The organism is Mucilaginibacter sp. UR6-1, assembly GCF_020880975.1.
GTDB lineage: Bacteria > Bacteroidota > Bacteroidia > Sphingobacteriales > Sphingobacteriaceae > Mucilaginibacter.
This window is the reverse complement of record NZ_JAJIWP010000002.1, coordinates 221,793-248,198: the sequence shown is the minus strand read 5'-3', so window position 1 is coordinate 248,198 and position 26,406 is coordinate 221,793. Positions and strand designations below refer to the sequence as shown.

At 44.7% G+C, this 26,406-nt stretch carries 22 protein-coding genes; 9 read left to right on the top strand and 13 right to left on the bottom strand.

Going from position 1 to position 26,406, the window contains the following annotated elements; all coding sequences use genetic code 11:
• Positions 1–240: 240 nt before the first annotated feature.
• The 4 genes from LJ707_RS06325 to LJ707_RS06310 all read left to right on the top strand — a co-directional run bounded on the left by LJ707_RS06325 (position 241) and on the right by LJ707_RS06310 (position 5,481).
• Positions 241–1,890, top strand: a complete 1,650-nt coding sequence (locus LJ707_RS06325; RefSeq protein ID WP_228949968.1) for a glycoside hydrolase family 31 protein — start codon at positions 241–243, stop codon at positions 1,888–1,890.
• A gap of 35 nt (positions 1,891–1,925) precedes the next feature.
• A complete protein-coding gene (locus tag LJ707_RS06320) occupies positions 1,926–3,479 on the top strand; it encodes a hypothetical protein (RefSeq protein WP_228949967.1) in 1,554 nt (517 codons plus the stop codon).
• 357 nt (positions 3,480–3,836) lie between these two features.
• Positions 3,837–4,412, top strand: a complete 576-nt coding sequence (locus LJ707_RS06315; RefSeq protein ID WP_228949966.1) for a hypothetical protein — start codon at positions 3,837–3,839, stop codon at positions 4,410–4,412.
• A gap of 145 nt (positions 4,413–4,557) precedes the next feature.
• Positions 4,558–5,481 carry a helix-turn-helix domain-containing protein gene (locus LJ707_RS06310; protein WP_228949965.1) on the top strand — a complete coding sequence of 308 codons (924 nt, stop codon included), beginning with the start codon at positions 4,558–4,560 and terminating at the stop codon, positions 5,479–5,481.
• A gap of 102 nt (positions 5,482–5,583) precedes the next feature.
• On the opposite strand, the gene LJ707_RS06305 is transcribed toward LJ707_RS06310, so the two are convergent.
• From LJ707_RS06305 to LJ707_RS06295, 3 genes are all read right to left on the bottom strand, one after another.
• The gene (locus LJ707_RS06305; protein ID WP_228949964.1) at positions 5,584–8,283 is read right to left on the bottom strand and encodes a hypothetical protein; all 2,700 of its coding nucleotides are present in this window, start codon (positions 8,281–8,283) and stop codon (positions 5,584–5,586) included.
• On the bottom strand, positions 8,283–9,050 hold the full coding sequence (locus tag LJ707_RS06300; RefSeq protein ID WP_228949963.1) for a GLPGLI family protein: 768 nt from the start codon (positions 9,048–9,050) through the stop codon (positions 8,283–8,285). The genes LJ707_RS06305 and LJ707_RS06300 overlap by 1 nt, the downstream gene beginning before the upstream one ends.
• Positions 9,051–9,124: 74 nt before the next feature.
• Entirely contained in the window at positions 9,125–9,439 is a 315-nt protein-coding gene (locus tag LJ707_RS06295) for a hypothetical protein (RefSeq protein ID WP_228949962.1), read from the bottom strand.
• 197 nt (positions 9,440–9,636) lie between these two features.
• Here LJ707_RS06295 and LJ707_RS06290 point away from each other — a divergent pair, with 197 nt between their 5' ends.
• The 4 genes from LJ707_RS06290 (at position 9,637) to hemN (ending at position 14,361) form a co-directional block, all read left to right on the top strand.
• Positions 9,637–10,827 carry a PAS domain-containing sensor histidine kinase gene (locus LJ707_RS06290; RefSeq protein WP_228949961.1) on the top strand — a complete coding sequence of 397 codons (1,191 nt, stop codon included), beginning with the start codon at positions 9,637–9,639 and terminating at the stop codon, positions 10,825–10,827.
• Entirely contained in the window at positions 10,824–11,873 is a 1,050-nt protein-coding gene (locus LJ707_RS06285; RefSeq protein WP_228949960.1) for a response regulator, read from the top strand. Before LJ707_RS06290 ends, LJ707_RS06285 begins: the two co-directional genes overlap by 4 nt.
• 80 nt (positions 11,874–11,953) lie before the next feature.
• Entirely contained in the window at positions 11,954–12,982 is a 1,029-nt protein-coding gene (locus LJ707_RS06280) for a 2-hydroxyacid dehydrogenase (RefSeq protein ID WP_228949959.1), read from the top strand.
• An 11-nt stretch (positions 12,983–12,993) separates the two neighbouring features.
• A complete protein-coding gene (hemN, locus tag LJ707_RS06275; protein ID WP_228949958.1) occupies positions 12,994–14,361 on the top strand; it encodes an oxygen-independent coproporphyrinogen III oxidase in 1,368 nt (455 codons plus the stop codon).
• Between the two features lie 70 nt (positions 14,362–14,431).
• Here the strand turns inward: hemN and LJ707_RS06270 are convergent, their stop codons facing one another.
• The 10 genes from LJ707_RS06270 to LJ707_RS06225 form a co-directional block, all read right to left on the bottom strand.
• Positions 14,432–16,207, bottom strand: coding sequence for a hypothetical protein (locus tag LJ707_RS06270; RefSeq protein WP_228949957.1), 1,776 nt, complete (start codon positions 16,205–16,207; stop codon positions 14,432–14,434).
• Between the two features lie 80 nt (positions 16,208–16,287).
• Positions 16,288–16,635 (bottom strand): hypothetical protein, encoded by a 348-nt coding sequence (locus tag LJ707_RS06265; RefSeq protein WP_228949956.1) that lies wholly within the window; start codon positions 16,633–16,635, stop codon positions 16,288–16,290.
• Between the two features lie 96 nt (positions 16,636–16,731).
• Positions 16,732–17,418, bottom strand: coding sequence for a sulfite exporter TauE/SafE family protein (locus LJ707_RS06260; RefSeq protein ID WP_228949955.1), 687 nt, complete (start codon positions 17,416–17,418; stop codon positions 16,732–16,734).
• Positions 17,415–17,855: a FixH family protein gene (locus LJ707_RS06255; protein WP_228949954.1), complete on the bottom strand. Its 441-nt coding sequence runs from the start codon at positions 17,853–17,855 to the stop codon at positions 17,415–17,417. Before LJ707_RS06255 ends, LJ707_RS06260 begins: the two co-directional genes overlap by 4 nt.
• Positions 17,842–19,233 (bottom strand): cytochrome c oxidase accessory protein CcoG, encoded by a 1,392-nt coding sequence (gene ccoG, locus LJ707_RS06250; protein ID WP_228949953.1) that lies wholly within the window; start codon positions 19,231–19,233, stop codon positions 17,842–17,844. Before ccoG ends, LJ707_RS06255 begins: the two co-directional genes overlap by 14 nt.
• Before the next feature lie 14 nt (positions 19,234–19,247).
• On the bottom strand, positions 19,248–20,138 hold the full coding sequence (locus tag LJ707_RS06245; protein WP_228949952.1) for a cbb3-type cytochrome c oxidase N-terminal domain-containing protein: 891 nt from the start codon (positions 20,136–20,138) through the stop codon (positions 19,248–19,250).
• Entirely contained in the window at positions 20,135–20,326 is a 192-nt protein-coding gene (locus LJ707_RS06240; RefSeq protein ID WP_228949951.1) for a hypothetical protein, read from the bottom strand. The genes LJ707_RS06245 and LJ707_RS06240 overlap by 4 nt, the downstream gene beginning before the upstream one ends.
• 5 nt (positions 20,327–20,331) lie before the next feature.
• Positions 20,332–22,464, bottom strand: a complete 2,133-nt coding sequence (ccoN, locus tag LJ707_RS06235; protein ID WP_228949950.1) for a cytochrome-c oxidase, cbb3-type subunit I — start codon at positions 22,462–22,464, stop codon at positions 20,332–20,334.
• Positions 22,465–22,558: 94 nt separating this feature from the next.
• Positions 22,559–22,720: a cbb3-type cytochrome oxidase assembly protein CcoS gene (gene ccoS / locus LJ707_RS06230; protein ID WP_228949949.1), complete on the bottom strand. Its 162-nt coding sequence runs from the start codon at positions 22,718–22,720 to the stop codon at positions 22,559–22,561.
• A complete protein-coding gene (locus LJ707_RS06225) occupies positions 22,717–25,104 on the bottom strand; it encodes a heavy metal translocating P-type ATPase metal-binding domain-containing protein (RefSeq protein WP_228949948.1) in 2,388 nt (795 codons plus the stop codon). The genes ccoS and LJ707_RS06225 overlap by 4 nt, the downstream gene beginning before the upstream one ends.
• A gap of 147 nt (positions 25,105–25,251) precedes the next feature.
• On the opposite strand from LJ707_RS06225, the gene LJ707_RS06220 reads away from it, so the two are divergent.
• Positions 25,252–26,379: a TlpA disulfide reductase family protein gene (locus LJ707_RS06220; RefSeq protein ID WP_228949947.1), complete on the top strand. Its 1,128-nt coding sequence runs from the start codon at positions 25,252–25,254 to the stop codon at positions 26,377–26,379.
• Positions 26,380–26,406 lie beyond the last annotated feature (27 nt).

Below are 26,406 nucleotides of genomic sequence, written 5' to 3'. Positions count from 1 at the left end.
ATTAACCAAAGTTATGATCTGTATTGGTTTACCAAAACGCTATTGCATATAATTTTTGTGACGCAAGCGCATTTATCAGTTTTTATTAAAATAGAACAAACGTTTGCGTAGCCTATGCAAACGTTTGCATTGCGTTTATTTTGGCCATTATAACCTTTGCGCCTTTTTTTAACAGTTGATTTAGCCCAACTTTATTGTATCACAAATAATTAAGCCTACCATTTTTTTAACCCCATCGGCATGACTAAAAACAAACCACTTACCCCTGCTTGTAACGTTTTAAAAATTACCCGGTTATTACTGGCAGTATCAATTATCCTGCTAACAAATACCCGGATGGTGTGGGCGCAAGAGGTTACTATACCTGTTAAAGCAGGAGAGCATTGGTACGGCGGCGCGGTTAACGAGGCGCACACCATGCCTTTTAAAGATGGTTATACGTTTGATTTGTTCGCCAACACCGGCACCAACCAGGCAAGCCCGCTGCTGCTTTCAACAAAGGGCAGATATATATGGAGCGATGAGCCTTTTAAATTTACGGTAAAAGGCGATCAATTGCTCATCTCGGGCAACAGCCGTATAGTAGAAATAGACTCCGCAGGGCATAGCCTGAAGGAGGCTTTTATAAACGCCGCTAAAAAGCATTTCCCCACAAAGGGCAAACTGCCCGATACGTTATTGTTCAGTCGCCCACAATACAATACCTGGATAGAGCTGGTGTACAACCAAAACCAGGCTGACATATTAAAGTACGCGCATGATATTGTTGCCAACGGTTTCCCTACCGGGGTACTGATGATAGATGATAACTGGGCTGACTATTACGGCAGGTTTGATTTCAGGAAGGACAGGTTTACCAACGCAACCACAATGGTGGATAGCCTGCACCAAATGGGTTTTAAGGTAATGCTGTGGATCAGTCCGTTTGTATCACCGGATACAGAGGTGTTCAGGGAGTTATTAAGCAAGAAACTGCTTTTATACAGTGCCGATCAAAAAGAAAAAAACAACTGGGATAAGGCTATTAACCCTGCCATAATCAGTTGGTGGAACGGCTACAGTGCCGTGCTTGATTTTACTAATCCGCAGGCTAAGGCCTGGTTTAAAAGCCGCCTGGATCACATGGTGAACGCCTACCATTTGGATGGTTTTAAATTTGACGCGGGCGATGCCGATTTTTATCCTGCGGATGCGATCTCCTACAAAAAAGCTACGCCAAATGATCACAGCCGTTTATGGGGAGAGATAGGCTTGGATTACCCGCTGAATGAATACCGCGCCATGTGGAAAATGGCCGGTCAGCCGCTGGTACAGCGCCTGCGCGATAAGCAGCATACCTGGGTTGATCTGCAAAAGCTGATACCCCACATCACCGTGGCCGGTTTACTGGGTTACAACTTTACCTGCCCCGATATGATAGGCGGCGGCGAATACGGCTCGTTCATAGGTAAAGATAAGCTTGACGAGGAGTTGGTGGTACGCTCGGCACAATGCTCGGCGCTGATGCCGATGATGCAGTTTTCGGTAGCGCCATGGCGGGTGCTGAGCAAGCCCAACCTTGCCCTGGTAAAACAAGCAGTAGACATCAGAACGAAACACACACCCTATATTTTACAGTTGGCTAAACAATCGGCCACAACAGGGCAGCCAATTGTACGCAGCATGGAGTACGAGTTTCCAAACCAGGGTTATGCCGAAGTAAAAAGCCAGTTTATGCTGGGCAGCAAATTACTGATAGCCCCGGCGTTGACTAAAGAAAACAAAAAAACCATATACCTGCCCAAAGGCAAGTGGCGTGATGACAAGGGCAAGACCATAAAAGGCCCGGCAAAAATTGAGCAGGACGTACCGCTGAACAGGTTGCCCGTTTTTGAGCTGGTGAGCAAGTAACGTTAAAAATTCATCAATTAACCAAATAAACCATTATGAAAAATTTACGACTACTCTGTGTTTTACTCATCGCTCTGGGAGGATGTAAAAAGAACGGCGAAAACCTTGCGCTAACAGATGCGAAAACCGACTCGAAGAAAACTACCTTTGCGGTAACCAATTACTATGTTAACGGGGCATCAGGCAATGATGCCAACACGGGGCTAACAGCAGCGGCGGCATTGAAAACCATACAGGCTGCATTGTACAAAACTACCAATGGCGCAGGTAGCAATATTTATGTAGCGGCAGGCACTTACAAAGAGCGGCTTTACTGGCCCAACTCGGGCGCATCAAGCAGCGAAAGGATAACACTCACCAATTACAACGGCGGCATTGTTATACTGGATGGTGTAAACGCTACCAACGATGCGCAAAACGCCATGATAGGCGTAGCAAGCAAAAGCCACATCAAAATAGATAACATCCGCATAGCTAATAATACGCGCAGCTTTGCCTCGGGCGTTTATGTTTCCGGCTCGGGCACTGATGTACATATTACCAATTGCAAAATTTACAACATCGGCTGGACCACTAACTCATCGGCCATACCTACGAGTGCCGACAATGCCAACCCGCTGGTATTGTTTGGCACTACGGCCAATTCATATAACGAGATCTACATTGGCGGTAACGAAATCTACAACTGCAATACCGGCTACAGCGAAGGCCTTACCCTTGGCGGTAACGTGGAGAACTTTTTGATTGAACGTAATGTGGTACACGATATTAAAAATATAGGTATTGACATGACCGGCCATTACGCGTGGACAGGCGCGCCTGCCAACGTTAACTTTGCCCGCAACGGTAACGTGAAGTATAATACGGTTTACCGCTGCGTATCGCCGGTGGCAACATCGGGCGGTATTTATGTTGACGGCGGTAAATGGATAAATATTGAGGGCAATACCAGCTACGAGAACTATGCCGGTATAAGCGTTGGTTGCGAAAACAATAACAACAATGCCGAGGGCATAAATATACGCAGCAATTTTGTTTACAATAATATTGAGGCCGGGCTGCTTATCGGCTCCAACCAATCAAACGGTAAGGTGATCAATTCAACCGTGAGCAATAATACCCTTTATCAAAATTACTCCAAAGGCGGCTGGGGCGGCGAAATACACATGCAAAATATGGCTAATGTGTCCTTCATCAACAACATCATCCACTCAAGGAGCAATATTGTAGTGATCGCCTCATTGGGTTACACCTCAACCGGGCTCAGCTTTAACTACAACAAATATTACTCTGCTTCGGCATCAGCAACAAACGTAACGTTTGATTGGGGCGGCATAAACAGCACTACCTATACCACCTTCGCGGCGTTTAAAACAGGTACAGGGCTCGATGCTAATTCAACATACGGTAACCCGGGTTACGTATCAGGCACTTTGCCATCGCCAAACCTGCATTTAAGCAGCACATCGGCATCAGTTAACGCGGGCCTGCCTACTTATGTAGTACAAACGGGCGAATTTGATATTGATGGCGGCGCCCGCAAAGTAAACAACCGGGTTGATATAGGCGCTGATGAATCGGCCTATTAAAATTTAAGCATACAAACTAACGCGGCATTATTGATGGCCACCTGTACTAACAGGTGGCCATTTTATTTTACATAAAGACCGCCTGCATACATCACTAATAATCGCTTTAAGCCTAACAGGTGTACTTAAACCGCCATTACTTGCCAATTGCTGACACTTACCGGAAAAATTGGTTAGCATAACCGAATTTTAGGAATTGCCCGCCTTCCGCTTTCATTTTACTTTTGTTGTGTTAAATCTATGTAGCAAAAAACAACCATAGAATTACAAGACAGGGCAACGCGAAGCCGGCTCCGAAACCCTGTCAAAACAACCTGCTTCAATTTTTGGGGCAGCAACTAATATCATAATATCAAGATGAAAACTTTAATCAAACTAAGTGCACTGACACTTGCAATAGTATCATTATTCTCAATCAATGCTAACGCACAAGACGGCGGCAAAACAACCACCACAGGTTCAGGTATCCGTTTAAGTGTTGGTCCTGACTTTGGCTTGCCTGTAGGCAGCTTTAAAGACAGCTACAACTGGAGCGTAGGCGGATCAGTTCAGGCTGAATTTCCGATACTGAGGGACCAGTTATATGTTACCGTTAACGGCGGTTACCAAAACTACTTCGCTAAAGAAATTAATGGCGTAAGCGGCGAGGATCTGCAACTGATACCAGCAAAGGCAGGTTTAAAATACTTCCCGGTACAAAACTTTTATGTACAGGGTGAAGCCGGTGCCGCATTCCTGACCAACAAAAGCGATGTAGGCGCAACCAAATCAGCAGCGTTTGTTTACGCGCCGCAGGTAGGTTACCTGTTTAACGTGGGCGGCAACAACTACATTGATGCCGGTGTACGTTTTGAAGGCAACTCTAAATTTACCGATAACGGCAAAAGCAATAACCTGCTTGCCCTGCGTGTAGCTTACAGCTTCGGTTTATAATTTAAATAGTGTTTAATATAGTTAGGGCCCGCCGGTAAGGCGGGCCTTTTTTGCATTGTATGACATTTGGCTTACCTTATTATGAGAATTCGCTTACCACTTATATGCGTATTACTCGCTTCTTTTGCTGAGCTAAATAATATATATGAAACAAAGCTACCTTACAGATCACTTTGTTGATACCAAATTACCTGATGCCGCACACGCTATTATAGCGCCGGGCGATAATCAGGCCGTTAAAGTAAAAAGCCATCTGGATGAGCTGATGACCATACATCACCATACCAATGAAAACGCACAACACCACTACCACGAAACGCATTACCACCTGCTTTTAGGCAAGCAGGGTTATACCGAGATTATTGCAGGCAACCTGATACATAACTTTACCGCGGGAAGCATGCTTTTGCTCCCACCCGCACAAATACCGGATTATCAGAATAGTGCCGACGGTATACAGATCATTATACTGTCATTCCATAAAAAATTATTAAGCAGCAGCCTGATTAAACAAGCGGGTATACTTGAAATAATTACGCCCGGCGAAAGGGTTACACCCTACTGTGAGCTATCGGCCGAGCGGCTAAGGATGATGCGCGAACTTTTTGATAAGCTGGAAAAGGAGCTTTATGGTACCCGCATATTTCACGAGCAGATGGCATACCTTACCTTTATTGAACTGATGCTGCAAGGTTACCGTGTTTGCACCGAGCAACCGGTAGTGGGGCACGCCAACAATCGCGCTGTGCAGTTAACCAAACAATTTTTGGAGTTGGCCGATGAGCATTATTTAACCAAGCGCACCGTGCAGGAGTATGCCGACAAATTAGCCGTAAGCGCCAAATACCTTAGCGAGGTGGTTAAGAACGAAACAGGTCTTGGTCCGCTGCATCATATTCATCAACGCCTGTTTAACGAGGCCAGGCATTGGCTGGTATCGGCAAACCTGTCAATAAAAGATGTAGCGGATAAATTAGGCTTTGATACCCCATCGCACTTTAGTCGCTTTTTTAAACAATATACGGGCTACAATCCTACATCATATCAATTGATGCATGTGGTTATTTAAGCACCACGCATGCTCAGTCTGGAAAATATGTTCCCGGTCACTTTTCAGGTTAAGCATCTTTAATCACATTTACAATACTATAATTAGCCGTTGGCAAACAACTTAAAATACAAACTTTGCTGAAACAAAAAAGTTGCGTCCTATCAAGGGTATCGCACTCACTAACTGGCTTGCTACACCGTTACTTGCTATGTTATAATATCTTTGATCTGTAAGGTTTTCACCTATCAGCGTAATTGTTACCGGCGATGTTGCCTTGAACTTATAATTCAGTTCGCTGTCAAGCAAAAGAAAACTACCTTTTTGCCGGTCGGCATATAGGCCGGTATTTGCAAATTGCACATTAAAAATGGCGCTAAAGTTTTTACTATAAACCAATCGCTGCTTTACTGCACCAATAAGAGTACCGAAACGATTGTACTGCAGTGACGCTGTGGCTATCCCCCTACTTCTGTTAATTGTTTCTGAATAGGTACCGCTTAATGTTATATAATACATTTTGTGCCAGCTTTTTTTTAAAGATGTTTTAAAGCTCAACTGATAATTTGTACCCTGTGCTATCCTGGTATTGCTGGTAAAAAAATAAGAAGCAGATGAAAAGCCGGCATCCATTTCAATTACAGCCATGAGTGCTAAAGATGGGACTTTAAAATTACCTGATAAGCCGTACTCATTTCTGCCATCATTAACCACAGAATCTGTTATAATTGGCAAGAAATTATTATAACCCACAGCAAAAACCGGACTGTTAAAATATCTTGTATAAAACGTATTAATGTTTAACGATGATAGGTCCTGCTTTTTTAATAACGAGAATGAATAGTTTGCGGTAAATGATTTAATTCCGGGGCGGTTAGCAGCATTTCGTCGGATCAATGAGGGCAATTGGGGTAAATTAATGCTAAACAATTCATAAACTTGCGGTGGAACATAATCATAACTTATAGTAAGATAATCGTTTAGTTCTTTCAAGAAGTTTGTAGCACCAGAAAGGATCATGTTAAACTCCGGGTAAAAGTTTGTACGTGCTGATAACGCTTCGGTACGTTGCAACCTGTTCAGCCCGAAGGTAATTCTATATGATAGCTGACGTTTATTACTGTATTTATATCGTCCGTTAAGCTGCCCCGTTACACTGCTTGATTTATAAGTGCCGGAATTGTTTACAAAAGCAGGAGCAATACTTGCATTAGAGTTCAAAGAATCGTTTACGATCAAATTAGGCGCAAGCCGCAATTGTGAATGGGTAATTGAAAATAACGTATTAACAGACCATTTCCGAAATTTAAAAAAACGTGATTGCTGCAGTTTCCAGTTATTTGTGCTATGCCGGGGAAGTTGACTAAGATTATTATACAACGAGTCGGGTATTGCAAATATTTGTGGCCATTGTTTTGAATAAAACATTCCGTTTTCCTGTATCCATTGCCTGTTAAATGAAAAAGAAGTTACTACTGCCTTGTTATCTGCTGTTAAATGAGTATGTGTAACCTGCAAGGTGGGACTATACCAGTTTTTATTGATAGCGCCATTTATTGCTTGCGCTATATTATTTTCATCAAATTTTGAAGAACTTACACTTTTGCTACGGTCAACAAATAAGTTTATTTTAAACTGTAGCGTATTGTTGTCATTGATGCCATAATCATAAACCTGTCCAAAATTGAATATAGACGGTTTGAATTCAATGTACTTACTTTCGGAACGGGTTGAATATACGGAGCCGGTAAAGTAGTTAAAGCTGCTGGCTGTGCCCTGTGTTTGGCGATCAAAAATAGAGGTAATGGTAGTTTTAAGCAAAAGCTTGTCAGATAGCTTGGTACTCAGATCAAGCCGGTTATCAAACAACCTGTTTTTTAAATAATAGCGCTCGGGCAGGTTTTTAACCGGATCGGGTGTTTGATCAGGTGATAAAAGCCTTTCGGCTTCATACTCCTGCCCACCTTTTATGTTTCGCAACATTGACCATCCTATACCTTCGCCAAGGCTGTTTATATTACCAATATATCCTCCCTTAATTTGTTTACTTATTGAAAATATTACCGGTGTAACCTTATACCGTCCCTTTTGCCCTGCTCCGGCTTCAAAGTCACCAAAAGCAGCTTTAAAGGTGCCCTTTTTCAATGTTAAATTTATAGAGGTTTCTGTGCCGCCAATTTTTTTAAGCAAACGGTTATTGTTTTGATTTTCCTGGGCCTGAACCAACTCAATTACGCCCGACGGAAAACTGTTAAGGAGTAAACTGATATTATCAGCAAAGATTTCCTGCCCGTCAATAAAAATTTTACCAACACGCTTGTTTCTGAACAACAATGAGCCGTCATCCTTTACAGTAAAACCTGGCAGGCTTTTTAATACATCTTTTAGCTTTTTTTCATCGCCCTCCTTAAAGTCATCAGCACGATAATTGGTTGTATCGCCCTGCTGCCATACACTCGGCCCTTTTACCTGCACCTGGTTAAGGGAATAGTTTTTTAAATGGAGTTTAATGGCACCTACATTTATTGTTTTAGTTATGGGTACCTTTACAACCGTATCCTGATATGAAACGTGGCTTACAGCGATATGCAGGCTATCATCCTCGGCTTTTGTTTTAATATCTTTAAGATAATAATTTGCTGAATTAATGGATGAAAAGAGATAAATCACCTTACTTACATTACCACTAATCTTAATATTATAATCTTGAATGGAATTATTAGCCGTATCAACCACACTGAATTTAAGTGTGCAGGTTTGCGCCTTCAGAGTAGGCCCTGAAACGAACAGAACGAATACGATCAGCAGTTTTTTAAATATCACTAATTTTGATTCAGTAATTCCTGTTGCTTTTCTGCTTTTGTTTTTTCCGGGGTGGTTTTTAAACTTTTAAGTAGGGCACCTTTTTTGAAAGGACCTTTTAGCTCGTTACGAGCGAATACCTTATCATCAATATTCGCTGTCAGTTTATAATCCGTAAGCAAAAAGGTTTCATTGGTAGGTAATGAATAAGCCTCAACAACCAAACCGGGTAATCCGCGCAGGCGATGAAGGCTGACATCGGCCGGTATATCAGGACAAAACCATACCACCCATTGGTCCCTGTCTGTAGCCTTTTGACATTTAAATCCTTTTATAATTTTTGTTTCCTGCGAAATAACCCAGGGTAATGAATAATTTTTTTCAAAGGGATTTTCTCGCATGGGCTGCTTTAGCCCATTAGGTTGTTTAACGTTTGTATTTAATCCGTACCTTACGATCAGGCTGTCATAGTCATGATAATAAAGTGCCTGAATAGTATCGGTGTTTAAGTTATAGATATAATAATCGTTATCAATATTAACAGATATAGTTCCTTGTTGATATTTACTCAAATAGTCAGCCTGTTCCCAAAAAATATATCGGTTCCCTTTGCGATAGTAGTTGCCTGTTAAATTTAAAGATACTTCCTTCTTTTTGTCGCCGGTTGTAATAGATACATTTTTAGTTATAGTATATCGTGCACTAATATTCTGTGCCTGCAGCTTCATCGAAAGAATAAAAAAAGAAAATGTAAAAATTATTTTTACATTTAATATAGCTTTTTTCATAAAAATCAGGTATATAAACATTTGATTTTATATATATAAAAGGCACAAGCACAATTACGGCTTGTGCCTTTATATTACAATGGCGTGCAAGCATCTTCCATTTCTGCCAGCTTAATAACTTCTGCTATAGCATAATTGATTTCTACACATTCAGTAGCTAATTTACTGGCTTTATCACAGCTTTGTTCGCTTGTTCTGGAGCATGACAGTGAAATATTATATGTTGTTGTTACACCTGTAGCTTCACAAAAATACGTTACTGTACCGGTTTTGGTTACAGTAGCGGTACAGGCTGGCTTTATTGCTTTGCGGTGTTTGTCAGTTTTGTTTTTTGCGCTTGCTCCTATGCTTAAAAAGCAAAGCGCTGCGATGATAAGGTTTCTTTTCATGAGATTTTTTCTTTAAAGATAAAACAGGCTAACCAAAAAATATGGCATTATATTACCCTGTAATAGGCGATAATTAACATATTTAAGGAATGCCTAAAATCTAAATATGACCGTGGTCACTTTTTGGGCTGAGCATTATCATTTCAGGATAACCTTGCTTATTATGATATTTGTGAGCAATATCATATTTTAACCGCATGGAGAACGCCGCCCTGTTAAACGCTATTATTCAAAACGCTATTGACGGTATCATCACCATTGATGATCGCGGCAGGATCGAGTCGATCAACCCATCGGCATGCAAGCTGTTTCAGTACGAGCCAGAAGAGGTGATTGGCCACAACATTGCCATGCTGATGCCCCCGCCCGACAGGGAGCAGCACGATAGTTATATTCACCGTTACCAACATACCGGCCAGCCCCACATTATTGGAATTGGCCGCGAAGTAAAGGGCTTACGTAAAGATGGTTCGGTATTCCCTTTCAGGCTGGCGGTGAGCGAAGTGCAGTACTCCGGCCGAAAAATATATACCGGTTTTATACATGATATGAGCCGCGAAAAGGAAGCCGAAGACCGCCTGCGCGAATATGCCGCCAACCTTGAACAGCAGGTTGAGGAGCGTACGCTCTCCCTAAAACAAACAGTTGATGCCCTGCAAATAGCCAAAGAGGAGGTTAGCCTCTCTCTTGAAAAAGAAAAAGAGCTGGGGCAGCTAAAAAGCCGCTTCGTATCCATGGCATCGCATGAGTTTCGTACACCGTTAAGCGCAATTCAGCTTTCGGCCGTATTGATCGAGAAATATGCCTCGCAGTTTGATAATCCCAACATTACCAAGCACATCAACAAAATAAAGGCATCAATAGGCAATTTAACCAGCATCCTGAATGATTTTTTGTCGCTTGAGCGCCTGGAAGCCGGGAAGGTTGAGCCTGTGTTTACCCCGTTTGACGTGGTAAAGTTTGCCGAAGAGATAACCGAGGAGATGCAACTCATAGCCAAAGAGGCGCAAAACATAGTTTATCAGCATACCGGCACCACCAGCTTGGTAAGCCTCGACCAGGGTTTGCTGCGCAACTGTATTATCAACCTCATCAGTAACGCCATAAAATACAGCGGCGAGCATACTTTTATCGAATTCAATACCGAGCTTACTGATAACGAGCTCATCATCGTTATAAAAGATAACGGCATCGGCATACCCGAAAGCGACCAGAAACATTTGTTCGAAGCTTTCTTCAGGGCGCACAATACCGGCAACATACCGGGTACCGGCCTGGGGCTTAACATTGTGGCAAGGTATGCCGCGCTGATGAACGGAAAAATTGCCTTTGAAAGCAAGATAAACCAGGGTACATCATTCACTTTAGCATTTCCTGTAAAAGCATGACAACCATATTGATCATAGAAGACAACAACGACATCAGGGAGAGTACCGCCGAGATATTGGAGCTTAGCGGCTTTAAAGTTTTACAGGCCAATAATGGCAAAACCGGTATCGACCTGGCCTTTCAGCATAAGCCCGACCTGATACTGTGCGACATTATGATGCCCGAGCTGGATGGTTACGGCGTATTGTACATGCTGGGTAAAAACGCCGATACAGCGGGCACGCCATTTATCTTTTTGACCGCCAAGGCTGAGCGTATAGACTTTAGGAAAGGTATGGAGATGGGTGCCGATGATTACCTCACCAAACCTTTTGATGATATTGAGTTGCTGAACGCCATTGAATCGCGCCTGAAAAAGAAGCAGCGGCAGGAAGAATACTACAACAAATCGATAGATAAGCTTGAAAAACTGGCCAGCGGCAACGGGCAGGGCCTGGCCGAATTAAAGGGCATGATAGCGGGCAGAAAAGTGCGTCAGATCAAGAAAAAACAAATATTATATTATGATGGCGATGCCCCGCAAGGCTTATACCTGGTGCTGGAAGGCAGTGTAAAAACCATTAAAATGGCCGAGGATGGCCGCGAATTGCTTACGGGGCTGTATCGTGCTGATGATTACCTGGGCATACATGCCCTGTTGTTAGATGAAAACTACACCGATACCGCCGAGGCTGTTGAAGACTCGGCGGTATGCCTGCTGCCCCGGGATATGACGCTTAACCTGCTCAACAAATATCCTGATGTCGGGCAGCAATTCATCCGCATACTGGCCAATAACGTACGCGGAAAAGAGGAACAGTTAATTGAACTGGCTTACAACTCGGTACGCAAGCGTTTGGCGCAGGTGCTTATCCGCCTGAGCAAACAATCGGCTGATCCGGCACAGTTCAAAGTATCGCGCGATGAGCTGGCCGCTATGGCAGGCATGGCTACTGAAACGGTTAGCCGTACCCTTACCGATTTTAAGGAGGAAGGATCAATAGAAAAAAAAGGCAGCCAGATTACCATACTGGATATGAACCGCCTTGTAAAAATGAAAAACTGACGAATATCATTTTTTGTGCTGACGGCACGCATGTTTTAGCTGTAACCGCAAGCCTACCTTTGTAGCAAAGCAGTTAACAGATGAAAGTTGTAGCCTACAGTATAAAAGCTTTTGAAAAGGAATTTCTGGCAAAGTCCAATCAAAAAAAGCATGATATAACGCTTATATCCAATCCTTTAAGTATTGAAACGGCGGCCTATGCACAAGGCAAGGATGCCGTGGTGATATTTACCAATGATGATGCCTCAGCACCGGTTATCAATAAACTGGCCGATATGGGTATTAAATATATCGCCACCCGCTCGGTAGGTACCGATCATATTGATAAAATTACCGCAGGTGAACGGGGTATTAAACTGACCAACGTCCCCATCTACTCACCGCAAGCCATTGCTGAACACACGCTGGCGCTTGCTCTTGCACTTAGCAGGCATATTACCACAGCCCACCGGCACAGCCTTAATTTTGATTTTAAGCTGGATGACCTGATCGGTTTTAACTTTTATGGCAAAACCGTGGGCTTGATCGGTTTGGGACATATCGGCCTGGCAACAGCCGCTGTTTTTAAAGGCCTGGGTTGCCGTGTTATTGGTTATGATGTAAGCAAACCCGACCGCTTGCCCGATATTGAGTTTGCATCGCTGGATGAATTGCTTAAGCAATCTGACGTTATATCACTGCACGCCCCGCTCACACCGGATACTTTTCACATTATTAATACCCAAAGCATCGCCAAAATGAAACCGGGCGTTATGCTGCTTAACACTTCACGCGGCGGGTTGATAGATACCGAGGCCGCCTTGCAGGCAATTACCAAAGGACAAATAGGCTATTTAGGGTTAGATGTTTATGAGAACGAAAAAGGTCTGTTCTTCCAGGATCATACACACGATGCGCAGAAGGATAACCTGCTTACCCGTTTAATGGCTCATCCTAATGTGATTGTTACACCGCACCAGGCATTTTTAACCAATGAGGCTTTGCAGCAGATATGCGATCAAACCATCAAAAACCTCGACCTGTGGCAGCAAAACAAATGTACCGGCAATGCCTGTGCCTGCGCCAATAACTGCCGTGCCGAAATTATACCTGTTAAAACCATCGCCTAAAATGTTAAGCCATGCCCGTACCCGAAGCACTTACCGATAAATACAATGTTGCCGCGCCACGCTACACCAGCTATCCTACCGTACCTTACTGGGATAATGTACCTTTTGATGCTGCTGACTGGGAACATGACGTAAAGGCATCATTTGTGAAAACTAACCACAACGATGGTATCAGCCTGTATGTACACCTACCCTACTGCGAAAGCCTGTGCACCTATTGTGGCTGCAACACCCGCATTACCAAAAACCATGGTGTTGAGCTGCCTTATATTGAGGCTGTACTGAAGGAGTGGGGCATGTATAAAGCGCTATTTAATGCGCAACCCGTAATACGGGAAATTCACCTGGGCGGGGGTACCCCCACCTTTTTTAGTCCGCAAAATTTACAGGTGCTGATTGAAGGATTACTTGATGATGCGGTAATTCATCCGGATGCTGAATTTGGTTTTGAGGCACATCCGGGTAATACCACGATGGAGCATTTGCAAACTTTGTATGATCTGGGTTTCCGCAGGCTGAGCCTCGGTATTCAGGATTTTGACCCGAAGGTGCAATTCATCATCAACCGCATACAGAGCTTTGAACAGGTAAAAAAAGTAACCGTTGAGGCACGCGCTATCGGCTACACCTCCGTAAATTACGACCTGATATACGGCTTGCCCTTGCAAACCGTAGAAAGCATGGCGGATACCCTGCAACAGGTTGCCCTGCTGATGCCCGATCGTATTGCTTTTTACAGCTACGCCCATGTACCCTGGATAAAACCCGGCCAGCGCCGCTACACCGATAAGGATCTGCCCGATGCATTTTTGAAACGTAAATTGTACGACCTGGGCTGCGAACTGTTCACCAATATTGGTTATCACGATATTGGGATGGATCATTTTGCCCTGGGTACCGACAGCCTGTATCATGCCGTGCAAAATGGCAGCCTGCATCGCAACTTTATGGGTTATACGCATCAGTACACCCAATTACTTGTCGGCCTTGGCGTATCATCCATAAGCGACTCCTGGTATGCTTACGCGCAGAATGCTAAAAAAATAGATGAGTATCTTGACCTTGTCAATTCCGGCCGGTTGCCGCTTATCAAACTGCATCAATCTACCAACGAGGATATGCTGCTGCGCCGCCATATACTGAACATTATGTGCAAGGGCCAAACCTGCTGGAATCATGATGCCCAACCATCTGTGGGTTTGCTGAACAGCATTGAACGGCTGGAGCCATTGCTGCATGACGGCCTGATAGAACTGAACTCCCGGTGCCTGAAAGTTACGCCGCTTGGCAAACGCTTTTTACGCAATATATGTATGGCGTTTGATGAAAAGATATGGCAAAATAAACCATCAACCCAACTATTCAGCATGAACGGATAAAACATATAATAAAACCCAAACCCAATCAATTAACAATTAAAAAAGCGGCTTTTGGCCGCTTTTTTTGTGTTTATACTATGGCATTCAGTTGCGCTTCGCAAGTGTGTAGCATGGTTTGCATCTCCTGCAAATACTCGCGGGTTTGGTTGCTTATCTGCGGTATCAGCGCCTTATAATAATCAATACCCTGCTGTAGCTGCTGCCTGAATTTGTCAAGGTATTTCTCCTTTTTGGCAGTCATATTATTTACCGAGCGGGCAACCTCCTTGTTCAGGTACTCCAAGTAAAGGTTAAGCTCGTTAATGAACAGGTTGGGGCGGCTCACATTTTTAAGCAGGTTAAGCTTACCGTAAATATGCTTTACCATTTCATCCAGCGAGTATGTGGCCTTAAAATAAGCCAGGTTCGGTCCCGGGCAAATAGCTACCGCCTTGTTTTCTCGGGGTTTTAGCAGGTTGTTTTTAATATATGCCGATACTGCCAGTCCTTCGCAAAGGCATATTTTTTCGGTCACTTCCTGTATCTGCCGGTATAATTCATCTCCGGGCAGGTCAGCGGCCATAAGCTGTTCAATTTTTAAATGCTGATACTGGCGCGATGCCGTACAGATAGGCTCGGCTGTAAACTCGGTATTGGTACACAGGTACTTTTTAGTACATGGGCTGCCCGGGCGATGGGCCATAATGCGCTTTAACCGCAACTGCTGTATGCTTGCAGGTTTAAAGTTGTTGAACAGCACGCCCAGCGGCGATGCCGCGCTCACGTAAAAGTCATCCGGCTGTGCATGGGTTAATTGGTGCAATGTTTCCTCATCAACATTGGTAGCTTCGGGCACCAGCAAAAACGGACTGCCCCAGCCGGTGGCATCAAGCGCGTAATGCTCCAGCAAAAAGCTATTTTCGGCAGCGGTGCCTATACCGCCCTGCACACTGATGCGTGTTGACGGATTGTTGATAGCGCTGTAGCCTTTACCATGCAGTGCGTGCAGATACATGGCCTGCAACTCGTTAAACATTTCCTCCCGCTTTTCGCTAAACTCCTGCAAAATGGGGCCAAGCAGTAAGCCATCGGTAGCAAAGGCGTGTCCGCCGCAATTCAGCCCCGATTCGATACGGAACTCATGCACCCAGATACCTTTTTTGGCCAGAAACTTAGCCTGTATCAATGCCGAACGGTAATCGCTCACCTTCAGTATCACCCGCTTGCGGATGTTGCCATCAGCATCCGGAAAAAAATCACGGAACTCCTCAAGGTAACTATACAACCGTGGGTTCATGCCGGCTGATAGTATGACCGAGGCATTCAGGCCACTTTGTGCAAAACCACGCATGGCGGCTAAAGCATCGGTATTAACCTCGCCGGTGCTGTGGCCGTCCTTATCAAAGTTCAATTTATCAACCTTAGCCATAATATTTACATCGATGCTGCCGGGCTGCATCTCGTTACGCAGTTGCTGCTCCAGTTTGTGTTTAAGTTCGGCATCATGGGTGTGCTGCATCAAAGCATATTTTTGCTTTAAAAGTGAGCCATCGGGCAGCATATCAAAATAACGGTCAATATCGTAACCCCGGCCAAATGGCTGCTGTTTTAGCGCTACCATTTGCCGGGCAACATAGGTATTCAGCATATCAAGGTACGCCCTTATGCGCCGGGCACGATGATCGTGTTCGTTTTTATGGATGGATATATACTCATCATTATGCTCGCGGATATGAAACTCGCGCATACGTTCTGTTAATTCATCATCAACTATTGAAACCGTGGAGGATATACCGTAGCGAGCTACTTTAAGCGGTGTATCAATGGAAAAGGCCAGCCCTAAAACGGGGATATGAAAGTTATGCATCGTTATTTAAATCAATTATTATTCAATAAAAAAAGCGGCTGATAACCGCTTTTTTATTCATCCACACTAAATCCTGTTTGTTAAACTATTACAATGATGATCATTGCCACATGAATTAAAATACTGGCCGCGAACAGCTTGAGCACGGTACGTATACCGGCACCGGCCATATTGGCGATCAGGTTTGCAAAAAAGCAGATCATGGTTACGGCTAACACCGCGGCAGAGCCGTCAAAGTAGTAGCTCAGTACCGCCGGGATGGGTAAAAACACCACGCCATGCACCATCAGTACTAAAAAAAACCATAAGGTTTGGTTGCTTTTTTGCGCGTCGGCAAACTCATTAAACTTAGCCCACAAGTTAAAATGCAGGGTTGCCGGTTGGTTATCACTTACAAAATGCGGGGTTATTGTTTTTATAGTTGCCATAACATTTATCGTTTTGTTTACAATTCAAAATTGTGGATAAACGCGTACCTGCACCATGACAGCCATCATAACAAAAAGTGACCTTACGCACATTTTTTATTTGCATAATGCGGGTGCATCCATTGCAGGCGGACTAAGGTAAGGCACATTAAGCGCTAAGCCCCGCAGTACAAACCATACCCCCAGGCATAGCATAAAATATGGTATCACCCTATTCAACTTTCGCCTTAATGATACGGTGAAAAAACCGCTGCCAAGCGCGGCAGCGAACATCAGCGGCAGGGTGCCCATTCCAAACCAAAACATAAACCCGGCTGAATTTAAAACCGTACCGGTGTTAACAGCGCCTACCAGCGCCAGGTAAACAAACCCACAGGGCAGCAAGCCGTTAAGCATACCGGTAATTAAATGCCCGGCACGGTTTTTCAATGCCCATACCAGCATATTGTTAAACGGCTGCATCAACTTTATGGCGATGCCTGTACTTTTAAATGAGTGTTTAATTAAGCGGGATAAAGCCGCCAATATGATGAGTATACCGCTTACAATGCTCAACCCGTTCTGGATGTTGGCCAGCCATATTTGCTTGCCTATAAGCCCGATAATCAAACCGAGAACAACATAGCTTATGGTACGGCCCAATTGGTACTGCAGTTTATCAAAAGCAAGCAGCCATGCCGAACGCCTTTTAAAAGGCACGGCCAGCATTAACGGTCCGCACATACCGATGCAATGCACACTGCCGAAAAGGCCTATAAAAAACGCTACCTGCCAGTCGCTCATGGTAAGGTGATCTCTTGCTTGTATAGGTATTGCCTGTTGCCCTGCTGCCAGTTAATAACCAATTGCCACCGCCCTTGCTTAAAATCAGTTAATGGTATGCTGAACAAACCACCCGCGCCAGTAGCCAGATCCATAGCCTTATCAAACCGTTGCCCTGATGGGCGGAGGAATGTTAGTTTGCCGTTTGCCTCGCCGGTAAACTGTATGTTCATGGCGTTGCCCTCTACCTTTATAATGGGCTGCGCATGATCCTGCTCCACATTTTTTTGGCGGATGTATTCGTTGTTATAGGCCAGGCCTTTTTCGTAATAGCTGTTATCATAATCATCAGCAGGCTGCCTTAACATGTAAACCGCCATACAGATGATAAAGAGCATAAAGGTTACCATACCGGTAACCAGCCATTTGCCCCAATTCCAATTTTTAATCGCTTCCATAAATTGGTCCTATAAATGCTGTTGATATAGTGCTGAGTGTTTCATTACCCCGCATCACTTTAATTTTAATATCAGTTTTAGCGTTTTTTATTTTGTCGGCCGGTATCATTAAAAAGAAAACCGCCTTGCCCTCGCTTTCGGCCTTTAAGGTACCCGGGGCCTGAATGTATTTTACCTTGATATCGGTATCATCAGTAACCAACGTGATCTGTTGCGAAGTGTTGGTTTTGTTGATCAGTTCGGCATTATAAATATTGCTGATGTAACCGCCCGGCTGCTCCTGGTACAGCATCCCTGCTGACCGTAGTATGGTAACATCAACCGCGCTGCGTTTAAGTACAAAGGAGGTAAGCACACCCAGCAGCACCACAATAACCGCACTGTAAGCAACCATACGCCTGTTAAACTTTGGCTGCTCCTTTTGGGCTATGCTTTCTTCGGAGTAAAACCCGATGAGGTTAAGCGGCTTGTTGATCTTGTCCATCACCTGGTTGCAGGCATCAATACAGGCGGTACAGTTGATGCATTCCGGTTGGGTACCTTTGCGTATATCAATGCCTGTAGGGCAAACATCCACACACAAACCGCAATCCACACAATCGCCTTTTTGGGTTTGATCCTGTTTTTTGGAGATCTTGCCCCGCGGCTCGCCACGTAAAAAATTGTAGGCTACCACCAGCGTGCTCTTATCAATCAATACCCCTTGTAGCCGTCCGTACGGACAGATCACGGTACACACAATCTCCCGTATTTGGCTGTACACCAAATAAAACACCACGGCAAACACACAAATACTTACAAAGCCCGACCAGTGCATAGCAACCGGCTCAGTAATGATTTTTATTAATGCATCCTTACCAATAATGTATGCCAAAAAAGTATTGGCTATCAAAAACGACGACACAATGAAGATGGCATGCTTTAATGATTTCTTAACCAGCTTTTCGCTGTTAAGCGGGCCTTCATCCAGCTTGCGGCGCTTTTTGGCATCGCCCTCTATCCATATCTCTATCTTACGGAAAACCATCTCCATAAAAATGGTTTGCGGACAGATCCACCCACAAAACAACCGGCCAAACGCTATGGTGAACAGTATGATGCACACCAGGCCGGCCAGCATAGCCAATACAAATAAAAAGAAATCCTGCGGCCAAAATACCTGCCCCAGTATTACAAAGCGGCGCTCCAGCACATTAAGCAGCAACAGCGGGTGCCCGCTAATGCTGATGAATGGTCCGGCAAAAAATAACACCAGGTAAATATAACTTAACAGGCTGCGGTACCGGTACAGCTTACCTTTACGCACAACCGGGTACATCCATCGGCGGCCACCGCCAGTGGTGGTATTAGGTTGCGCGGTAATATCAGCGGTAAGCATATCTGTAGTTTATTTTAAATAGATGCCGTTTTAGCGGCAGCGTCATCTTTATAAATATCGCCCTGTGGTTCTTTGGCACCTGCAGGTTTTGTTCCGTATATTGATTTGATATAGCTGGCTACATCGGCAATTTGTTTAGGGGTAAGTTGCTTTTCCCAGTTGGGCATACCCTTGGCCTGTACACCGTATTTAATGGTTTTAAACACATCGTTTATTTTACCGCCGTGCAGCCAGTACTCATCAGTAAGGTTAGGCCCAACAACACCTTGCCCCTTCTCGCCGTGGCAGGCGGCACAATGGGTTTTAAATACCGTAGCGCCTGATTGTAATACCGCGCCATCCTTTGACAGGGTGACCGTATTTTCATCAACCCGGTTGGCTGATTTCGCCAGAAAGGCTTCCTTCTCTTTATTGGCAATGGTCATTTCGGTTTGATACTCCTGATCCTGTAACTGCCCTATGCCGAACACGTGGTAAACAAGCAGGTACCCAACCGCAAATACAATTGTTGTATAAAACAGCCCCATAAACCAGGCCGGTGTGGGGTTATTCAATTCCTTAATGCCGTCAAAATCGTGCTCGGTAAGCAGTGATTCCTCCTCGGCCATTGGACGTAAAGAGAGCAGCTTATTTACCAGGCTGTTCTTTGGTTTAGCGGGTACTACCTCCGCCTCAACTTCCGCAGGCGCATTCTTAGCCTCGGCACCCATTAACAGGCGGGTAAGTACCTTAAACGTACGCAGCAAAACCAGCATGGTTACTACAAACAATACCAGCATCAGCATAATGGCGCCGTAGCCAATGTAGTTCATGGTATCAACAGGCATCAACGTATCATTGGCTGCCATTACAGGGGCAGTGCCTAAAGTTGTTATCAGCACAAACGCGGTCAATAGCTTTTTCATAGCTCTTGTATATTTAGGTGTTTAGGTTGATTGTCGCTCAATGGTATATCGCTCATATAGTCGGCATGTGGTTTTTTTATGCGGATGAGCATTACCGTTACCACGATAAAAAACAGCAGAAATATGGCTAACGAGGTGATGAGGTAAACCTGGTTACCATCAATACCCTGTACAAATTGTTTAAACATGGCGCTTAGTTATTAGCGGTTTTAGTTACTTTAATATCGGTACCCAGGCGTTGCAGATAGGCTATCAGCGCTACTATCTCGCGGTCGCTTTGTACCTTTATCTTGTCTTTTGCCAGATTGTCGGCAATACCTTTGGCCTGTTTGTCCAGCTCGGTATTGGCCAGCTTATCATAACCGGCGGCGTAAGGCACACCCAATGTGCGCATGGCATTTATTTTAGATGCCGTGGTAGTAGTGTCGAGCTTTTGGTTGATCAGCCAATCGTAATTTGGCATGATACTGCCCGGCGACATCAGCCTCGGGTCGAGCATGTGGTTATAGTGCCAGGCATTGCTGTACTTGCCCCCCTCGCGTTGCAGATCGGGCCCGGTACGTTTTGAACCCCACAGGAAAGGGTGATCGTACACAAACTCACCGGCCTTGCTGTATTCGCCGTAACGCTCCGTTTCTGAGCGAAAAGGCCTTACCGTTTGCGAGTGGCAGTTAACACAACCCTCTCGGATGTATATATCGCGCCCCTGTAACTCCAGCGGCGTATAGGGTTTTACACTGGCAATAGTAGGCACGTTTGAGGAGATGGTTATGGTCGGGATTAGTTCGATGATACTGCCTATCAGTATTACCAGCAGTGAAAGCACCATCAGTTGTATCGGCTTACGCTCCAGCACGCGGTGCCAAAAATTATCGCCTTCATCGTGCGCTACAAATACCTTTTCCAACGGCATGGCTTCGGCAGGTTCCTGCGCTACCAGCTTGCCTATAGCCATGGTGCGCGCCAGGTTATAAGCCATTACAATCACACCTACCAGGTATAAACCACCGCCAACAGCACGCATAACATGCATCGGGATGATGCGCAGCGTGGTTTCCAAAAACGTTGGGTATTTCAGGATGCCCTCGGGGGTAAACTCTTTCAACATCAAGCCCTGGGTAAAGCCCGCCCAGTACATCGGCACGGCATAGAATAAGATGCCCAGCGTACCTATCCAAAAATGAAACGAGGCCAGTTTGAGTGAATATAGTTGTGTGCGGTAAATTCTCGGTATCAGCCAGTATAATATAGCAAAAGTTAAAAAGCCGTTCCAGCCCAAAGCGCCTACGTGTACGTGGGCTACTATCCAGTCGGTAAAGTGGCCAATGGCATTCACTTGCTTTAATGAAAGCATCGGTCCCTCAAAAGTGGCCATGCCGTAGGCGGTTAAGCCTACCACCATAAATTTAAGCACCACGTCGTCACGCACCTTATCCCAGGCGCCACGCAGGGTAAGTAGCCCGTTGATCATGCCGCCCCAGCTTGGCGCTATCAGCATAATAGAGAATACGATGCCTAATGATTGCGCCCAGCTTGGCAAGGTGGTATACAACAGGTGGTGCGGACCAGCCCATATGTAAATAAATATCAGCGCCCAAAAGTGCAGAATGCTCAGCTTGTATGAATATACCGGGCGGTTGGCCATCTTGGGCAAAAAGTAATACATCATGCCCAGGTATGGGGTGGTTAAAAAGAAGGCTACCGCGTTGTGCCCGTACCACCATTGCACCAGCGCATCCTGCACGCCGGCATACAGGTAGTAGCTTTTTAAACCTGATATAGGCAGTTCGAACGAGTTAACGATATGCAGTACCGCTATAGTAACAAACGTGGCAATATAAAACCAGATGGCTACATACAGGTGCCGCTCACGGCGTTTAATGATAGTGCCAAACATGTTGATACCAAATACCACCCATATCAGGGTAATGGCAATATCAATAGGCCATTCCAACTCGGCATACTCGTGCGAGGTGGTAAAGCCCAACGGCAAAGTAATTACTGCCGATACGATGATGAGCTGCCATCCCCAAAAGTGGATCTTGCTCAGGGCATCGCTAAACATGCGGGCCTTTAACAGGCGTTGCAGCGAGTAGTAAACGCCCATAAAAATGGCGTTGCCCACAAACGCGAAGATCACCGCGTTGGTATGCAGCGGGCGTATGCGGCCAAAGGTAGTGTATTGGTTGCCCATGTTCATGCCGGGTTTAAACAACTGCATGGCTACCAGTAGCCCTACCGTCATGCCTATAATTCCCCAAACAATGGTGGCAATTCCAAAATTTCGTACAATCTTGTTATCGTAGTAAAATTTTTCGGGTTGCATAATATTGCGGTTAGTTCAAATAATTAATGGTGTAAAATTAGATTGCCTGCTATGCCCGGCACGTGATGCCGGTTAGCCATAAACATGATGTACATCATTTTTTGGCTTCGCCGGAGGTATCGTCATCCAGCAGGATGCGCACGGATGGGGTGTAAAGGTCATCGTGCTGGCCTTTGCGCTGCGCCCAAAAAAAGGCACATAAAAAGCCCAGGGCCAGCAATATGCTGCACCCTATTAAAAAATAAATTATGCTCATAGCAACTTGCGTTTTTTGGCTGCCACGTGGGTGGCAATACTGGTGAATGATATAATAGTGGCTGTGCTCAGCGGCATCAGTATGGCTGCCGTAAGCGGCGACAGTTTGCCCGTTACCGCGAAGCTTAAACCAATGAGGTTATAGGTGAGCGATATAAAGAAGGAGATATGGATCACCTTCACGGTATCCTTTGCAAACGTTAAAAACCGTGGAAAACTTTTTAACGACCGCCCATCCAGAATGGCATCACTGCCCGGCGAAAAATTATTCACATTATCAGTTATGGCAATACCGAGGTCGCTTTGCTTTAACGCCCCGGCATCATTCAACCCATCGCCCAGCATACTTACCTTTTTGCCCTGACTTTGCAGTTGCTTTATAAAATCCAGCTTTTGCTGTGGCGATTGTTTGAACAGCATGTGGCTGTGATGGTTAAAGTAGGGCAGCAAATCGTTACGCTCATGATCCTGATCGCCTGATAAAAGGTAGAGTTCATATTTTGGCGATAACGCGACCACCTCCTGCAAACCATCCCGGTATTGGTGGTTAAAGCTGTAATAACCCTGGTAAACTTCGTCAATAACTACATGCACCATGGTGGTGTTACTCAGTTCGTAACCGCCGTTCACCACAAACTCGCTGCTGCCAATAGCAACCAAATGTTCGCCAATTACGGCACGGATGCCTTTGCCCGGAATTTCATTATAGGCAGATACCGGCAAAACCGTACCTGCACCCAGGTAAGCGCAGATCTGCCTGCTGAGGGGATGCCCGGAGTTGATGCAAACGCTTTGTACCAGTTGCTTTTGCGTTGCCGAAAGGGTGGTATGATCGGTAAGTAATTTATTGTTATTACTGGTGATGGTGCCTGTTTTATCAAACACAAGGGTATTGATGCGGGCTAACTGCTCAACCACGGCGGTATTTTTGAGATAGAAAAAGTTTCGGTCGAACACGCTCAACGCGGCCGCCATGGTGAACGGCGTGCTCAGCGCCAAAGCGCAGGGGCAGGCCACGATCAGCACGGCGGTAAATGCCGATAGGCCGCGCTGCCAGTTAAACGGCAGCCAAAACAGCAGCGAACCAAAAGCGATAACCAGCAGCACGATGGTAAAATGCTTGCTCACGCGCTCGTTAAAGGTTTGCATGCGGTTATCCTGCCGGCGGGTAAAAGCCTCATTGTTCCATAACTGGGTAAGGTAACTTTGTGATACAGGTTTTACGATCTCCATCTCCAAAGCCTCCCCCATCTGCCTGCCACCTGCGTAGATGATCTCGCCCAAAGTTTTATTTACCGGTGCCGATTCGCCCGTTACAAAGCTAAAATCAACCATGGCGTTGCCTTTTAATAATATAGCATCGGCGGGAATGATCTCGTTATTACGGATACGGATACGCTGCCCAACTTTCAGATCGCTCAATGGCAGGGGCTTTTCGCCTTCATCCGTTATCACCTGTACCGCCACCGGGAAGAACGACCTGTAATCGCGCTCGAAAGAAATATGGTAGTAAGTTTTACGTTGAACAAATTTGCCCACCAGCAGAAAGAATACCAAGCCGCAAAGCGTATCGGCAAAGCCGGGCCCGCTATGGGTCAGGATCTCAACCACTGTGCGTATAAACAGCACGGCAATACCCAGAGCTAACGGGAAATCAATATTCAGAACCTTGTTTTTAAGGTTATTGTAAGCCGATGTAAAATATTCGGTACCGCTGTAAAAGGCTACAGGTATCGAGAACACAATGTTTAACCAGCCAAAAAAGCGCCTGAAACTTTCCTCGTGCCCGGCCAAGCCTAAGTACTCCGGGAAACTGAGCAGCATCACATTGCCAAAGCAAAAACCGGCTACGGCTATCTTGCGTACCAGGTTATCTTTTTGACCTGTGGATTGCTTTTTCACTACATCCTGCAGGTTGATGAGGGGTTCGTAACCAATATCAAACAGTAGTTCAACCACCTGGCGCAGGCTGATCTTCCCGTTATCAAAACGGATGTTCACCTGCTTTTTCAGGAAATCGATACGGCTGTAATAAATGGCAGGGTTAAGGCGGTGCAACTGTTCAAGCAACCAGATGCACGAGCTACAATGGATATAAGGGATATAAAAAGTAACGATGGTTATACCGCCATCTGTAAAATCAACCAGGTCACTGATGATCTTCGGCTCGTCAAGATACTCAAAGCGTTTGTCGGTACGGGCGCGGTTGGCACCGGGATGTTCGTTATAGTTATAGTAATTACACAAGCCGCTTTGCGATAGTACCTGGTATACGCCCCGGCAGCCAACGCAGCAAAACTCCTTTTTATCAAATTGGTAAGTGGTTTCTTCGCAATCCTGTCCGCAGTGGTAACATGTTGATTTTGCAGTGGTATTAACTAACATAATGGCTCGCTTTAGTTAATACAAAAATGTGATAAGCGCCCCGTTGGTTAAATGATACAAAGAGGCCTTAAAAGTGACTTACGTCACGTTTTAATAATTAACAGGAATGCTTTATATTTAACCAACAGGAACCTGAACTGCCTATAAATGAAAAAAACAATCAATATTGTTATCAGCCTGCTTACTTTGTTTTTAACTATTGAAGCACATGCGCAGCAGTACACCATCAACGGAACGGCTATTGGAATAGACTCCGGAATGATACGGATGTACACAGCAGACCTAAGTGGTTTTGCCGACAGTGCTATTATTAAAAACGGCAAATTTGTGATGCAAGGCAAAGTAAATATTTCTGAGAGGCATGGCTTTGTTATTACCCCGGTAAACTGGATGTTTCGCGCGTTTGTAGAAAATGCAAACATGACCTTCAATATTGACACCATCGGAGCCATGCATCAATCTGATAACTCGGTAATGATATGGTCAATTAATCAAAAAGGCTCAGCTATAAATGATACTTATCTTCGGTTTAAGAAAGAAACCGACTATAGTCATTACTTCTCATCATTGGAATCCATTTACAAAAAAGGAGGTGATAATCAGACCCAAATGGATTCATTAAAACTACTCATGATTGAAAAGCAGAAAACATGGATCAAAAAGTATGTCGACAAAAATCCGTCGTCTATAGCTGCGGTACATATTTACAATGATTACTATGAATTATTTAAGCAATTTTACCATACCACGCCGCCCGGATTTAAAGAAGCTGTTGCTCAATTCACCGGTGAGGCAAAACAATCTGTATGTTATAAAAACCTTGCTGTAACTGCCGCTAATCTTGTAAATAAAGAAACGGGGACAGCAGCACCCAACTTTACATTGTTGAAAAGGGATAATACTAAGTTCAGTCTATCTGAAACGAAGGGTACCTATGTAATGATAGATTTTTGGGCAAGCTGGTGTGTACCATGCAGAGCGGCTATTCCTAACTGGAAAAACGTGTATACCAAATACCACGACAAAGGTTTTAACATAGTAAGTGTATCTGACGATCAAAATAAAAATAGCTGGAAGAAAGCGCTCGATAAGGAATTAATGCCATGGATGCAGGTGGTTGATGAACGCGCACCGAGTAAGCCCGGAAATGTAAGCACATTATACGGCGTTAATTATCTGCCTCACTATGTACTTGTTGATAAGGAAGGTAAAATATTACTTTCAACAGGCGACGAGGAAGCCATGACAAAAAAGATAGCCGACATTTTCAAATAACATCGGCTATAAGCCTTGCATTGTCTA